Source organism: Halomonas sp. BDJS001 (assembly GCF_026104355.1).
GTDB lineage: Bacteria > Pseudomonadota > Gammaproteobacteria > Pseudomonadales > Halomonadaceae > Vreelandella.
In genome coordinates this window covers 856,286-870,923 of sequence record NZ_CP110535.1, presented here as the reverse complement: position 1 = coordinate 870,923, position 14,638 = coordinate 856,286, and the positions used below count along the sequence as shown (strand labels likewise).

11 protein-coding genes and 1 pseudogene are annotated in these 14,638 nt (G+C 55.8%); 5 read left to right on the top strand and 7 right to left on the bottom strand.

Going from position 1 to position 14,638, the window contains the following annotated elements; genetic code table 11:
• The first annotated feature begins 34 nt into the window (after positions 1–34).
• On the top strand, positions 35–436 hold the full coding sequence (locus OM794_RS04155; protein WP_265154286.1) for a cupin domain-containing protein: 402 nt from the start codon (positions 35–37) through the stop codon (positions 434–436).
• A 237-nt stretch (positions 437–673) separates the two neighbouring features.
• On the opposite strand, the gene OM794_RS04150 is transcribed toward OM794_RS04155, so the two are convergent.
• From OM794_RS04150 to OM794_RS04140, 3 genes are read right to left on the bottom strand one after another with little or no spacing between them, the layout of a single operon-like run.
• Positions 674–2,188: an MFS transporter gene (locus OM794_RS04150; RefSeq protein ID WP_226251351.1), complete on the bottom strand. Its 1,515-nt coding sequence runs from the start codon at positions 2,186–2,188 to the stop codon at positions 674–676.
• A gap of 38 nt (positions 2,189–2,226) precedes the next feature.
• On the bottom strand, positions 2,227–5,331 hold the full coding sequence (locus tag OM794_RS04145; RefSeq protein ID WP_265154285.1) for a multidrug efflux RND transporter permease subunit: 3,105 nt from the start codon (positions 5,329–5,331) through the stop codon (positions 2,227–2,229).
• Between the two features lie 18 nt (positions 5,332–5,349).
• Entirely contained in the window at positions 5,350–6,510 is a 1,161-nt protein-coding gene (locus tag OM794_RS04140; RefSeq protein WP_265154284.1) for an efflux RND transporter periplasmic adaptor subunit, read from the bottom strand.
• A 139-nt stretch (positions 6,511–6,649) separates the two neighbouring features.
• Here OM794_RS04140 and OM794_RS04135 point away from each other — a divergent pair, with 139 nt between their 5' ends.
• Positions 6,650–7,384, top strand: a complete 735-nt coding sequence (locus OM794_RS04135; protein ID WP_226251353.1) for a response regulator — start codon at positions 6,650–6,652, stop codon at positions 7,382–7,384.
• Positions 7,369–8,460 (top strand): ATP-binding protein, encoded by a 1,092-nt coding sequence (locus tag OM794_RS04130; protein ID WP_226251354.1) that lies wholly within the window; start codon positions 7,369–7,371, stop codon positions 8,458–8,460. The genes OM794_RS04135 and OM794_RS04130 overlap by 16 nt, the downstream gene beginning before the upstream one ends.
• 133 nt (positions 8,461–8,593) lie before the next feature.
• On the opposite strand, the gene OM794_RS04125 is transcribed toward OM794_RS04130, so the two are convergent.
• A complete protein-coding gene (locus tag OM794_RS04125) occupies positions 8,594–9,403 on the bottom strand; it encodes a sulfite exporter TauE/SafE family protein (protein WP_226251355.1) in 810 nt (269 codons plus the stop codon).
• Positions 9,404–9,510: 107 nt separating this feature from the next.
• On the opposite strand from OM794_RS04125, the gene OM794_RS04120 reads away from it, so the two are divergent.
• Positions 9,511–10,293 carry an AraC family transcriptional regulator gene (locus OM794_RS04120; RefSeq protein WP_226251356.1) on the top strand — a complete coding sequence of 261 codons (783 nt, stop codon included), beginning with the start codon at positions 9,511–9,513 and terminating at the stop codon, positions 10,291–10,293.
• 24 nt (positions 10,294–10,317) lie between these two features.
• Here the strand turns inward: OM794_RS04120 and OM794_RS04115 are convergent.
• Positions 10,318–11,112 (bottom strand): annotated as a pseudogene (locus OM794_RS04115) (PhzF family phenazine biosynthesis protein).
• A gap of 414 nt (positions 11,113–11,526) precedes the next feature.
• Here OM794_RS04115 and OM794_RS04110 point away from each other — a divergent pair.
• Positions 11,527–13,209, top strand: a complete 1,683-nt coding sequence (locus tag OM794_RS04110) for a hypothetical protein (protein WP_226251357.1) — start codon at positions 11,527–11,529, stop codon at positions 13,207–13,209.
• Positions 13,210–13,561: 352 nt separating this feature from the next.
• Here OM794_RS04110 and OM794_RS04105 read toward each other — a convergent pair whose 3' ends face one another.
• Both OM794_RS04105 and OM794_RS04100 read right to left on the bottom strand, forming a co-directional pair.
• Entirely contained in the window at positions 13,562–13,780 is a 219-nt protein-coding gene (locus OM794_RS04105) for a hypothetical protein (RefSeq protein ID WP_226251358.1), read from the bottom strand.
• Between the two features lie 34 nt (positions 13,781–13,814).
• Positions 13,815–14,339 carry a helix-turn-helix transcriptional regulator gene (locus tag OM794_RS04100; protein WP_226251359.1) on the bottom strand — a complete coding sequence of 175 codons (525 nt, stop codon included), beginning with the start codon at positions 14,337–14,339 and terminating at the stop codon, positions 13,815–13,817.
• Between the last annotated feature and the right edge of the window lie 299 nt (positions 14,340–14,638).

The following is a 14,638-nucleotide window of genomic DNA, read 5'->3' as shown; positions in this document are numbered from 1 at the left end:
AAGCACACCCCCAACGAGAAATGAGGAGGCAAGGATGTCTACCCACCAGCCAGAGCGGCTTCATCTCGACAGCGATGCAGCGACCGGCTACCCCAACTCCCCTCTACCAGTGCTGATTTATCGCCAGGTTCTCGATATCAGCAATGCAGAGGAGCGGGCCGATGCCTTTGAAAGCATGTTCAAGCGCCACGGTTGGCCGCCTGCGTGGCGCTACCACCTGTATGACTTTGACCACTTTCACTCCACCGCCCATGAAGTACTGGGCATCTTCCGCGGACGGGCACGGGCACGGCTGGGTGGCCCTAACGGCCAGGAGCTGTTGCTTTACCCAGGCGATGTGCTGGTGCTACCCGCCGGGGTTGGGCATGCCAGCCTGGAGGCGGACGACGATTTCTGCATGGTAGGCGCCTACCACCCGGCCAAAAGCCGGAAATAGAGCGCGGTGATCCCGCATTGCTTGCGGCGGCACAAGAACGAGTGGCTGCCGTGGCCTTACCCGAGGATTCTCCGGTAGGCGGGTCTCTGGCAGGGCTGTGGGGGTAAAGCGACTGTTGATCAACTGTTCGATGGAGGGGGCAGATAGATAAGGCTGCAACAGCACCCCACAACATTCACTTTGGCAGCTAACGCCGGAGCTAGTACCGCATGGATGTACACCAGTGCCCAACCAACATCACTCGTGCGCACCCACCTTGTCTGGGTGGCTACCCAGCATCAGAAAAACCACCACCGACAGCAAGGCGATGAGAACCGCAGCAGCTGTTAGCAGGATCGAGTGCGTGGTGGAGAACGCTGCCTTCGCGGCCATGATGAGTGCATCCGCCTGATTTGCGGCCAGCCCTTGTGCCACAACGATGCTGTCGCTGATCGAGCGCGCAGCCTGTGCACCGAGTGCTGGCTCCAAGTGTGACGGCAGCACGATGGTATTGGTGTACACGCTGGCCATGAAAACCCCGAACAGGGTGATGCCTAGCCCACTACCCAATTCATAGCCAGTGGCTTCCAAAGAACCTGCAGCCCCTCCTTTACTGGCGTCCACGGCCCCCATAATAGCAATTGAGGAAGCGGTCAGGCCGATGCTCAGGGTTAGCCCCAGTACGGCCAAAGCTGTTGGCACTGTCCAGTCAGGCGTGTGGAAGTCAGCCTGCGCCAAGTAGCCCAACGCTGCTGCCGCTAACGCCATCGACATACTGGCCACCAGCCGTAAGCCAAACCGGTTGGACAGGTAACCTGCAACGGGCCCACCGACTGCAGCGGCCGCCATGATCGGCACCATGAACAGACCGGCCTGCAGCGGTGTCTTGCCCAGCACATATTGCAGCTCTTGCGCCAGCGTCAGCTCGACACCTGCCAGTGCGCCGGCAGCCACTAGCGCCATCACCATGCCAGCGACGATGGCCGGATGACGAAATAGCGATAAGTCCAGCATCGGCACCGCCGAACGCAACTGGATACGTGTAAACCAGGCCAGCATCGCTAACCCACAGAAGAGCACCAACCCTGCACGCCATAGTGGCTGCCCCGCTCCCACCGCAGACTTGATGCCGTAGACCACCGAGATAATGCCAACAAGCAAAATCAACGCCTGGCCGAAAGACCACTTGCCGGGTGTCGTTGCCTCGCGGCGCGGCAGCAGACCATAGACGACCGCCACCACCACTAGCATGATCGGTACATTAATGAGAAATACCGAGCCCCACCAGTAATGTTCCAGCAAAGCCCCACCAACCAATGGGCCCACAGCCGCACCTGCGGCCCCCACCGTTCCCCATAAGCCAAGCGCCATCGCACGCTCGCGCTCGTCTTCGAAGGTTTTGCGGATGACACCTAGCACACAAGGCATAATCATCGATCCGCCAATAGCTAGCAGCACTCGAGCACCGATCAACATGGCGGGTGTCGTCGAGAATGCCGCCAGTAGTGACGCCACCCCGAATACAACGAGCCCGGTCAGCAGCACACGGCGCGTTCCGATTCGGTCAGCCAGCGTGCCCATCGGCACCAGCAGGCCCGCCATCAACAACGGGTAGATGTCGATGATCCATAGCACCTCAGTACCCGTGGCACCCAGCGCTGGCGTCAGCACCGGCACCGCGACGTGCAGAATCGTCATATCGATAACAACAGGCAAGAACGCCAGCATGACGGCAAACAGAACCAGCCACCGTTGTGGGATAGCAGCAAGCATTAGCCACTTAACTCCTGAATAATGGTTATAACTTCTCGTTATGGGGCTCGCCGGCCATTAACGCGCTCCTGAAGGCCCATCACGAAAACGAAGAACACCGGGACGAAGAGAATCACCAGAAGCGTTCCGCTAACCATGCCGCCGAACACCCCCGTGCCTATCGCATGCTGGGTTTTGGCACTGGCGCCAAACGCAACCATCAACGGCACCACTCCCAAGCCGAAAGCGAGTGAGGTCATAAGGATCGGACGCAGGCGCAGGCTGGCGGCTTCCACCGCGGCCTCCATCAGCCCCTTACCTTGCTCACGCAACTGTTTTGCGAACTCAACGATCAGGATCGCGTTTTTCGCCGACAACCCGATCACGGTGACCATACCGACTTTGAAGAAAACATCGTTAGGCAGGTCACGCAGCAACATGGCGGCCACCGCCCCCAGCAACCCCAACGGCACAACCAGGATGACCGACAGCGGAATCGTCCAGCTCTCATAAAGAGCGGCTAACACCAGAAATACCGCCAGGATTGACAGTGCCACCAGCATGGGTGCCTGAGCAGCGGACTGGCGTTCCTGAAGGGACTGCCCCGTCCAGGCCACGGCGAACCCGGGCGGAAGTTGCTGCGCCAGACGCTCCATTTCAGCCATGGCGTCACCCGTGGAAGCCCCCTTCGCCGCACTGCCGGAAATGCTGGTGGCGGGGTAGCCCAGGTAGCGCACCATTTGTAGCGGTGTTTCGTCCCACACCGGAGTAACCACCTCTGACAGGGACACCATGCCCCCCCTGCTATTACGCACGTGCAGCTTGAGCACGTCGTCGACCTGCATGCGTGCCGACGCATCCGCTTGCATGATGACCTGCTGCATCCGCCCCTCATTCGGGAAATCGTTGATGTAGGACGACCCCATCGCGGTAGACAGGATTTCGCTAATGTTGGCGAACGACACGCCAAGCGCTTCGGCTTTCTGGCGATCAATATCAAGGCGAATGCTCGCCCCTTCCGGAAGGCCGTCGGAATAGACGTCGCTGACTACCTTGCTCTGCGCCGCCAGTTCAAGCAGCGTCATCTCAGCAGCCTTAAGGGCGGCCGCCCCCTGGTTGCGTCGATCCTGCAAGAACATCGTAAAGCCGGACTTGGTGCCCAACTCATCAATGGCCGGCGGCAACATACTCATCACCGTCCCTTCGTTCAGTTGACTCATGGCTGCCTGAGCCCCTTCCGCTTCACTTGCCGCCGTGGCGCCGTCGCGCTTCCCCCACTCCTTTAGCGTGGTGAACGTCAGCGCTGTATTCGCGCCGGATCCTGAGAACCCGAAGCCCAAAATAGACATATTGCCGTCTACGGCAGGGCGCGCCATGACGTACGCCTCATACGCTTTGACCACATCCAAGGTACGCTCGGTGGTCGCATTGGCGGGTAACTGGATACTGGTCATAAAATAGCCTTGATCCTCTTCCGGCAGAAAAGCCGAAGGCAACTGGCGGAAGGCGAACACCAGCACACCTGCGATGACCACAAACACCAGCATGACCCGACCGCTGCGAGCGACCAGTCTCCCCACACGCGATTCGTAACGGGCGGTCATACGTTTAAGCATCCGGTTAAACCAGCCGAAGAAACCGCCTTTGTCGTGGTGCCCCGGTTTAATGGGCTTGAGAAGGGTGGCGCATAGCGCCGGTGTCAGCGTCAACGCCAGAAACGCCGAGAACAGAATCGAGACCACCATCGCCAGCGCGAATTGCTTGTAAATCACGCCTACCGAGCCACTCGAGAAGGCCATCGGGATAAACACCACCGTCAACACCAGGGTGATGCCCACCACCGCGCCAGTAATTTCCTTCATCGCCTTGATGGTGGCGTCCTTTGGCGACAATCCCTCTTTGGCCATGATGCGCTCAACGTTCTCGACCACCACGATAGCGTCATCGACGATGATGCCAATCGCCAACACCATGCCAAACATCGTCAACACGTTGATTGAGAAACCTGCCAGCAGCATCACCGTGAAGGTTCCCAACAACGCAATCGGCGCGACCAGTGCGTGAATCAGCGTGTAACGGAGGTGCTGTAGAAACAGCAACATCACTAGGAAGACCAGTACCATCGCCTCGATAAGGGTATGGATAACCTTCTCGATAGACACCTTAACGAACGGAGCCGTATTAAAGGGGATCGATGAGCTCATACCCGCGGGTAGCGCCTGGTTTAACTCAGCCAAACGCGCCTGCACACTTTCCGACGTGCGGACAGCATTGGCGCCGGGTGCCAGCTGTATGGCTGCCGCCGTCGCTGGCTGGCCATTCTCACGATTGGAGAAGCCGTAGGATTGGGCGCCCAACTCAACTCGCGCCACATCGCCCAACACCACTTTGGAGCCGTCGACATTAGCGCGAAGTACGATAGCGGCGAACTCTTCCGGCGTGCTCAATTGCCCCTGTGCGGTCAACAGTGAGGACACCTTTTGGCCGGGTAAAGCCGGAGACGCGCCGATGCTACCCGGCACAATCGGTGCGTTCTGCTCCATGATCGCGGTCGAGAGATCATTCACCGACAAGTCGAAAGCAATCAGCTTCTCCGGCTCTATCCAGATTCGCATTGCCTGCTCAGCACCGAACAACTGCACACGACCAACACCGTCAATGCGGCGCAGCTCCTCAACGATATTGCGCGCCATATAGTCGTTCAGGGCGATCTCATCAAAGCGCCCATCCTCGGAGTTCAGACCCACGATCATCAGAAAGCTGGATGACGCTGACTCTACGCTCAGCCCATCCTGCCGAACCGCCTGGGGTAACCGAGGCTCGACTGCCTTGAGTCTATTCTGCACATCCACTTGGGCCAGTTCCGGATTTGTCCCTGGTTTGAAGGTGGCGGTGACAGACGCCGACCCCGAAGAGTCCGCCGACGACTCGAAGTACAGCAGGTTCTTGACGCTGGACAGTTCTCGTTCGATGAGACTGAGCACGGCGTCATTCATAGTCTGCGGTGTGGCGCCGGGGTAAGTCGCCGTGATGGTCACCGAAGGGGGCGCGACCGAGGGGTAGTGAGAGACCGGCAACTGCGGAATGGCGATCACGCCTAGCAGGATGATAAACAGCGCGACCACCCACGCGAAGACCGGGCGCTGGATGAAGAACTGGGGCATTGCGGAGACTCCTGAAGCTTAATAAGAAGATGCCACTGAAGCCTCAAGAGGCGATGACCTATGCCAATCAGTCGCGCTGACGTCGACACCATCCGCCAGTCGCTCTATACCCTCGACGACGACCCTCTGCCCCTCTGTCACCCCCGCTTGCACCCGATAACTGCCGTTCGCCAATTCACCAAGCTCCACTGAGACCATCACCGCCTTGTCGCTGTCACCAATCAACCAAACGTAGGGCTTCCCGCCGATGCGCACCACGGACTGTTGCGGCACCGTCAAGGCATTGTCATAGTGTGCATAGGGCACGCGGGCGCGCACAAACATACCGGGCAGCAGGCGCCGATGGGGATTGTCCACGAGTACACGCAGTAAAAGATCACCCGTGCTGGCATCCACATTGATGCCCGAAAAAAGAATGCGTCCGGTGACATCGTAGGGTGTACCGTTGCTGCCGAGGATGGTGACCGGTAAGCCACTGTCTAGCGAAGGTTGTGCCGCCATCGCATCTTGAAGCGATTCGAGCGAGGAAGCCGAGCGCCGAACATCGACATAGACCTTATCGATCTGCTGAACACGGGCCATGGGCGTGCTATCGCTGCTGCCGACAAGCGCTCCCTCCGTTACCAACGCCTGATCAATTCGGCCTGCAATGGGGGACACCACCGTGGAAAATTCCAAGTCAAGGCGGCGGCGTGACAGCGTGGCACGCGCTTGGGCTACCTCAGCGGCAGCTTGCTGGCTGCTGGAGACGGCATCGTCATACGCTTGGCGGCTCACCGACTGCCCTCTGACCAGCGACTCCAACCGAGCCGCCTGCGAACGGGCATGCGCAAGCTCAGCTTCGGCCTTCAGCAAAGCGGCTTCTGCCGTTTCCACTTCCGCTCGAAACGGCGCTGGGTTGATTTCGAATAATGGCTGCCCCGCACTCACGTCGGTTCCCTGTTCAAAAAGTCGACGTTGGACAATCCCGCTGACCTGCGGACGAATTTCCGCCACTTGAAAAGGCACGACCCGGGCTGGCAAGTCTTCGGTCAGCTCCAATCTAACGGGTTCCAAGGTAACAACAGACACTCGGGCAGGCGGCGGCGCTACTTCTTGCTCAACTGGCCCGCAGGCGGTTAACACGCTTAGCAGCAAGGCGCAGAAGCCACCATGGCGGTAAATATGTCGGATCGTCATGCATCGTCCCTTCAGATATAGGCAAACATTTGCCTACTCATAGAATTGAAGGGGACTATATCCCTGTAGCGTGGTATTAACGTCGACGGTATGTGTAGATATGATGGAGAACACTATTAATGTTTCATTAGGCGCTTACATGTCCAAGACTCATCAGTCGCCAAGTTCTTATTCTGGTCAGCAAGCACTGATTCTCATCGCCGAAGACGAGCCTGAGATCGCTGATATTCTGCAGGCTTACCTGAAACGTGCGGGCCTCCGCACCATCTACGCAGAAGATGGACGCAAAGCATTAGATATGCATTTGTCGATGAAACCCGATCTCGTCTTACTTGATGTAAAGATGCCTAAAATGGATGGTTGGCAGGTGCTGTCAGAGGTTCGCCATCGGGGTAAGACGCCCGTCATCATGCTGACCGCGATGGATCAGGATATTGATAAACTGATGGGGTTGCGTTTTGGTGCCGACGACTATGTCGTCAAGCCGTTTAACCCTGCCGAGGTCGTCGCACGCACTCAGGCGGTGTTAAGACGCACCATGGCTGATGCTAGCCATCAACCTCTTGTGCTCAGGGTTCCGCCTTTTGAGATCGACTTGGAACAACACGAAGCCTTTGTTCAGTCGGAAGGAGGCTCACGCAGCCTTGCGTTAACGCTCACCGAATTCAGATTGTTGACGCACCTTGCACGCGCGCCCAAAAAAGTTTGCACCCGTGCAGAGTTGTTGGCCGCCTGCCTACCCGAGGGCGAGGCGCTTGAGCGCACTGTCGACAGCCATATAAGCAAGCTGCGTAAAAAACTGGAAGACGTCGATGTGAGAGGCATACCCGTTGGCATACGCGGCGTTGGGTATCGGCTATGGGGAACAGAATGAAACTCATTGGATTGAGCCGGACAATCGCGTTAACAATGGCAGCGATGGCGTTTGGGATAACACTGCTAGTCGTGGTGACCTCTTATGTGTTCTATTTCATTACCTTCCATTTTTGGCAGGGGTCGATTAGCGAACCAAACATGTTCCCGTCGGGGCTCGAGTGGGCTTGGCTCGTTAGCACTACGTTGGTTGGGCTGGCGTTCGCCGTGATAGTGGGCATTCACTTGGCACGTCGCATTCTGGTACCCCTAAATTCCGTAACAGAAAGCATGCGTCGCGTCGCACAAGGCGACCTGGACGCACGCGCCACGACAGGTGATCGCTCGTTAGGCGAGGCTGCCGTTTTGGCAAACGACTTCAATGCCCTGGCAGACCAATTACAGCGTATGTCCAAGGAAATGACGTTCTGGAATGCGGCGATTGCCCATGAGCTGCGTACGCCCGTTACTATTTTACGCGGACGCCTGCAAGGCTTGGCAGAAGGCGTATTCCCCCCCGAAAAACCCCAGTTTCAAAGCCTCCTTACCCAAATCGACGGCATGGCACAACTGATTGAAGACCTTCGCGCCGTAAGCTTGGCCGAAAGCGGCCATCTGAACCTTGAGATCAAGCAATGTGATCTTTCTGCTGAAATTGAATCAGGCGTTGAATTTTGTAGACATGCCCTAAATGCATCAAATCATTATCCAACCCTTGATCTGCAATCTGGCGCCGCGTATTGCGATCCTGTCCGTATTCGCCAGGCATTGCTTGCGTTGCTGGAAAACGCTCGCCAGCATGCATCACCAGGGTCACTCATCATCCAAACGCGCCAGAACGACGGCTGGTGTGTTTTACGTGTTAGAGATGCTGGCCCAGGCATTCCTCAGGAATATGCTTCGCAGATTTTCACGGCATTCCGGCATGCGCGGGATGCTGGCAGTAATATGCCAGGAGACAAGCAAGGAAGTGGGCTCGGATTGGCGGTGGTGGCGGCGATTGCAAGAGCCCATGGTGGCGAGGCTAAATGCTACCCCTCTGATGAGGGTGGCTCTTGTTTCGAGTTGCGCTGGCCTTCTCAATCACATAGGGCGTGATGACATAGTACGTGATGATATAGTACGTGATCACATAGCGCGTGATTGCTGAATGAATCAACTTTACGTCTTTAAACCCTGCACCCCATAAAGAGCCGCTCTACAAAACAGGCATCTCCCAAGCAAGCAACACTCAATGAACAAAAACCATCACCACAAGCACCATGGTCAGCAATAGCAAGTACACCCTGGCATGAAGACGGTCAGGGATGCGCCCGATCCAGGTCGATGCCAGGCGGATTCCGAGCCATGAGCCCACTGCGAGTACCAGCAAGGCGCGCAGATCCACATAACCGGCATACCAGTCCCCCAACGCTGGGTGATTTGCCGACCACAACACATACGTCGCGGTGCCACTCACCGCCATGGGCAACGACAACGGATTGGCCATGGCAGTGGCTGCCGTCATACTCGCGCCTCTACGGCGCATGAGCGGTACGGTCATCACACTGCCGCCAACGCCCAGCAAGGCGGCCACCGCACCAATCAATGTCCCCGTCATCGCCGTTACCCCACGCCCCATAGGACGCACATCACTCCCCGCCTGATGCAGAAAACCGGGTCGCAGCACGGCATCCGTAATCGTAATGCTCAGATAGCCGATAAACGCCCAGCGCACCCACTCACCACTTAACGACACGGCAGTCGCCGCGCCCAGCACAGCGCCCACGGCGATATAGCCCACCAGCGGACGCACCAAGTGCCACTGCACGGTTTGCCGTAGATGGTGGCGCCATGTGGACAGGGAAGCAGCAAATGCCATCAACGCCGTCGAGGTGGCCACCGCGATATGCATGGCCGTCTGCCCGATACCACTATCCGACCCATGGACGGAAATCAGCAGGGTATACAGCAAGGGAACCACCACGAACCCGCCACCGAAACCGAACAATACGGTGGTCACTCCCGCCAACCCGCCACAAAGCAGCAATACGCTATACACCGGCACTCTCCTGATGAAACCAAACAGCAGGCACTATATGCTGGCGATGATTGGCCGACATTCGTCGTTTGGACAACCATCAACGCGTTTCAGCCAGGTTAACGCTAATGCTCAATACGCCTCTTTCAGATGTGGATCATGTGGCACGGCCCGTGGTGGCCATCGGCACTGACTACCGCCCCGGCACCCTCCTCGACTTTCATACCCATCGCCGTGCCCAGTTTCTCTATGGCATGACCGGCGTGATGGAAGTCAACACGGATGACGGCACCTGGATGGTGCCGCCCTATAGCGGCGTATGGCTACCTGCGGGCAAGCGCCACCAAGTGCGTATGAACGGGGTGAGCACCCGAAGCCTGTATATCGAGCCCCACGTCGCGCCACGCGCTTCGCCCAACTGCGAGGTGCTGGTCGTGACGCCTCTCCTGCATCACCTGCTGCTGGCTTCCGCCCACATCCCCGCGCTCTATGACGAAAACGGCCGCGACGGTGCCCTGGCTCAAATACTCCTATACGAACTGGAACATGCTCAGGCCCTGCCGCTATTTGCACCCCTGCCCCATGGCCTCCCACTCGCTAGCCTGTGCAGAGAGTTTCTCGGCCAACCAAACATTCACACTCTTCCGGAGGAGTGGGCGCGGCAGTTGCATTGCAGTCAGCGCACCTTCAATCGCCAGTTCCGTCAGCAGACCGGACTCTCCTTTGGCGTATGGCGCCAACAGGCTTGCCTGATGGCGGCTATTCCCAGGCTACTCTCGGGCAGTTCCGTTACCCAAACCGCGCTGGAACTCGGCTACGATAGCCCGGCCGCTTTCTCTAGCATGTTTCGCAAGGTACTCGGTCAGTCTCCCAGCGCTTTTGTTCGGGCGGCTAGTCGCCAAAAGGAATAACTGCCTCAACATACCTAGCTTTTTTCACTTACTCTTCGGCAAGGTGATAACCCCTTTCAGATAAGGGGCCACGCGGCCTTTGATAATCACGCGCTCGCCTTCCACGACGCAGTTGAGCGCGCCTTTTCGGGCGCCTCCCTGGCGTGCGGTTAGCGTTTGCTTGCCTAACCGCTTAGACCAGTAAGGTGCAAGCGACGTATGGGCCGAGCCTGTCACTGGATCTTCTTCAACGCCTACCTTGGGGCCAAACCAACGGGAAACAAAGTCCACATCATGGCCTTTAGCGGTGACCGCCATCCCCCGCCCCGGTAGCTGTTTAAGATGCTGCATATCCGGCGCTAACGACTCAATCAATCGCGCATCATTAACCACCACCACGATATCGTCAGAGATCAGCAGTTCCTCAATGTCGATACCGCCGAACGCCGCCGCTACCTCAGCGTGCATTGCCAAGGGTTCTAGCGTTTTCGCGGGAAAATCCATCGCCAGCTCGTCACCCTCACGCTTTACCAATAACTGCCCACTGCGGGTCTGAAATTGCAGAGTTTCTGAGCTATCACCTAGGGCATTAAAAATTACCCACGCAGCAGCTAAGGTGGCGTGACCGCACAGATCCACTTCTACCGAAGGGGTAAACCAGCGCAGATGGTAGCCTGCCTCCGTAGGTACAAAAAACGCGGTCTCGGAAAGGTTATTCTACGACGCAATGGCTTGCAGCAGCGCATCATCCAGCCATACTTTCAGGGGACAAACGGCCGCGGGATTACCTTCAAAGGGCTGAGTGGCAAAAGCATCTACTTGGTACAGGTCAATTTGCATGGCATTAGCTTCGAGAAAAAAGTTGAGTGGACATAAGGTTTATCAAAAAGCGATATAGCACACTATGAGTGAGCGCATTTAAAAATGTTTAAACTCTACAGCCAATAGGCCGAGCTCTTAACTACGGGGTAATACTCTACCTGTGTGTTTGCCATTCGTATTTTCCAGACGAGCCGACCATTCGCGGCTCCACCAACCAACACGTATTTCCCCCAGTCCCCCACCTGCCCTAGCATCATTTCCAGCTCATGACGTTGTTCAGCATGTTCGGTGGTGTTTTCGTTTTTCAGCTTTTTCGGATTGATGAGCTACTCTTCACCGTCAACACGAGATGCTAAATTATAATTTATCTAATATATTACGTCACTCTAATAACGTAATCCCTTAAACCCCAACATTAATTTAAGAAATTTTATGAACAAAGAACATATAAGATATACGGCGAGGTTATTTTCAGCGGCTTTCACAGTGATACTACTAGTGGCGGGCAAACCAAGTTATGCGACCAGTTTAGAGCCGGAAAATGGTTCACAGCGTCAGTACTATATTGGTATGCGCTCTGGCACAGGGGCCTCGGATACTATCACCGATAAGCTAGCTATCGAAAATATCGCTCGCTACGGCCTCAGGACACGAAACAACCATGCGCTTACCCTAAACATCGAGCCACGTTTTCTACGAATCACCTCGGGTGTCAGTGACGTGCTGTATGAAAGTAACCGATCTAAAGAGCGCGAGCTTACCAGCGCAAGCACAATGGAAACTGATTTTGGTCTTGAAGTAACCAGCGATGGTAACGCCACACCCAATACAGAAAACAGCGCGTTCTGGAAGACAATAAATTCGCGGCAAGACGCATTCACTTCTGAGCAAGTGGGACAGGCACTCAGCATTCCTGGCCTAATAACTTCACTACCGTTGGAGGTGGGTGCAACGGCCGCTTTAAATGGTTTGCCGTCGCTTCCTGAAATGACACTGACGGTAACTGAGATAACTGACGAATGGATCACTGCCAATATCAGCGCGTCGGAGCATACGCAACCGGTGGTTTTACCCATTGGAGCCGATGAAAATGAAGTAACGGCAAACCTTGTCGAATCACATGGCCGCATACGCATTAACCGCGATACCGGCTGGCTCGAGTCGCTGGCGCTTTTTATTGAGCAAGCCGTTCATCATGGCGAGCGGACGGTGCCAAGACATTTACTCCTATATGTAACGGCCCTACCCGACGATACCGCTACCGGCGAGAACTTCCTCGACCTTTTGCGCTTCAGTTCTTCCGGACTGCCTACTAGTCTCAAGGACGATCCCACAACTTATGAGTTCGAGTACACGCTGCCTGAGGTCGAGACTAAAGCGCCCCTAAATAATACCCAGCCGACTGATGATATCGAAACACTCTTTCCTGATCGCGACCAAGCGATCTATAGAATCGATGAAGGAGACAATGTGCTGATACTCAGGGTGCCTTTTAATATCGAAGATCATCAAACGCCAGGCTACGCAAGCTTAAGCGAGCTAACGCTGACGGATGCTCAAGGAGAGAAAATCGAGTTCCCTCTGTTGACCACCGATGTCCTCCAAGGAGTAAGAAATACCGACGGCGTGACCATCGAGATAAGACTGAAGCCATTGGGGTGGAATGAAGTCGACTGGAGTGCTATCCACGGCGTATCGGCAACGCTTGCTTACCGTACTTATACGGTGGAAGAGCAGCTTTTTATCGAACTAGCCGATACGCCCCAAGAAATAACCAGGGGCGAGGCAACAGCAAAAACAATTCCGCTCGAAAGTGAGCCCAACCAATGGCGCTTGGTGCTTGAAAATCAACAGGATCAACTCATGATTGATCGCAGTGCGGGTTATAAAGACATCAATGCGTTCTCTACCTCCCGACTATACGATTCACCGCTGTCACTGACCGAAAAGAGCTTTTTGTATGGCATAACGGATCCTTTGTCTTGGGTTATGCAATTAAGGCTTGAAGGTGATCCCCAGCGCTTTCCCTTAATCCACGTGAAGTACGCAGACGTGCCAGAATACGTTGATGTCACATTTGAGCCAGGGCTATCCGCGAGGCGTTTGATGGATTGAAGGAGCGCAAGGCCGTCACGCTGGCAGCCGATATGAAGAATTTATCGACAAGCGTGCTTCATGCCTGCAGAGCAGAAAATGAGCCTATCACGGTGCCTATTCGGCTCAAGGGCTAGTCATGATGTGTTCCACACCTCGGCAGAACACAAAAGCAAATTGGAGGCACTACGGTGGAGCCTAACCCAAGATGCCGTAGAAACTAGAGCCGGTGTATTCGCAGACGTTTTTTCGACGGATGCCTTAATAAACGGTTTAGATAGCGAAATGCGATGCTTCAGAAAGGGCAGCCAATTGGACAGCCCTTTCTTTCGATGCGCTATGCACGAAAACCAGATACGTAATAAAAGCCAGATCAGCGCTTACCTTCAACACGCAGCTTAGCCACTTCATCTAGCGCCAGGCCTGTCGCTTCAGAAATCTGCTCATCACTCAGCACCCCCAGCTTGAGCAGATTACGAGCTGTTTTCTCAATACCCAGCTTTTCGCCCTTCTCGATGCCCAGCTTTTCGCCTTCCTGAATGCCTACTTGGCGCTCTTGCTGAGCCCAGTTTTCCAAATTTTCTGCCAACATGTCTTTATTCTCCAACAAACTATTGAACTGTTGGCTACGCGGTCAGCAACTCCATTTCCTCGCGGCTACGAACCGGATGGCGGATCGCCTCTTTGGCTATATTCACTTCTAATGCTACTTTCGCAATATCCAGCACGCCAACATCAACTTGGTAACCCCCTCGGGTCATCAACCAGTCAAGCACCTCCGCCAGGTGCCAGATGGAGGCACTGCCTTCGTGAACCGGCACAGGAAACGTCGCTCGGTGGGTGAGCATCAGCTTTCGCATTGCCTGTCGCGAAACGCCCACAACGTCTGCTACATCCGTCAGGCCAACAAGATCCGGCGAAGCCTCGATCAGCCGCGCGGAAGGGATCGCTTTTTTTACGTCAACCAGGGCAGTGTGAACCGCTTCCTCGGCGCTGCCCGCTTCACGAGAGAATTCCAGCGCCAAGCGGCCCGGCTGCCCCACGCCCACCAGAGCATCATCGCAACCGGCAGCACCCAAACGCTCCACTAGCGCATCTAGGTCAGAGTCACTATCAGCCAGTTGGTATTTCAGCGTAAAAACATATTCCATTCTTCAATCCTCTGGCTCCGCTTAGTCTCGACGCTTGTGGGTCGAGCACTTGTCCACCACTCTCCGAATTGCCCGGGCGTGGCTGCCGGGATTTTTCGGTGTACTCCACACGCTCGCGATACAAAACTCACCGCAGCGGCATTCATCATCATTATAGGGACAGTAAATCTTGCCCCAGGCGTGACTACCGCCGACTTCAACTCGCCAGCCCTCCGCTTCCGCATGTTTGAGGGCAGTTTCGATCTCTTTTTTCGGATGTGCTGTACGAGTCATTATTTGCCTCTGAGTATGAAGCCCCC

Excerpts from the sequence above, each read along its gene's own strand:
- OM794_RS04145 (WP_265154285.1), bottom strand. The coding sequence starts at position 5,331 with ATGCCCCAGTTCTTCATCCAGCGCCCGGTCTTCGCGTGGGTGGTCGCG.
- OM794_RS04150 (WP_226251351.1), bottom strand. The coding sequence starts at position 2,188 with ATGCTTGCTGCTATCCCACAACGGTGGCTGGTTCTGTTTGCCGTCATG.
- OM794_RS04100 (WP_226251359.1), bottom strand. The coding sequence starts at position 14,339 with ATGGAATATGTTTTTACGCTGAAATACCAACTGGCTGATAGTGACTCT.
- OM794_RS04105 (WP_226251358.1), bottom strand. The coding sequence starts at position 13,780 with ATGTTGGCAGAAAATTTGGAAAACTGGGCTCAGCAAGAGCGCCAAGTA.
- OM794_RS04110 (WP_226251357.1), top strand. The coding sequence starts at position 11,527 with ATGAACAAAGAACATATAAGATATACGGCGAGGTTATTTTCAGCGGCT.
- OM794_RS04155 (WP_265154286.1), top strand. The coding sequence starts at position 35 with ATGTCTACCCACCAGCCAGAGCGGCTTCATCTCGACAGCGATGCAGCG.
- OM794_RS04135 (WP_226251353.1), top strand. The coding sequence starts at position 6,650 with ATGTCCAAGACTCATCAGTCGCCAAGTTCTTATTCTGGTCAGCAAGCA.
- OM794_RS04140 (WP_265154284.1), bottom strand. The coding sequence starts at position 6,510 with ATGACGATCCGACATATTTACCGCCATGGTGGCTTCTGCGCCTTGCTG.
- OM794_RS04130 (WP_226251354.1), top strand. The coding sequence starts at position 7,369 with ATGGGGAACAGAATGAAACTCATTGGATTGAGCCGGACAATCGCGTTA.
- OM794_RS04120 (WP_226251356.1), top strand. The coding sequence starts at position 9,511 with ATGCTCAATACGCCTCTTTCAGATGTGGATCATGTGGCACGGCCCGTG.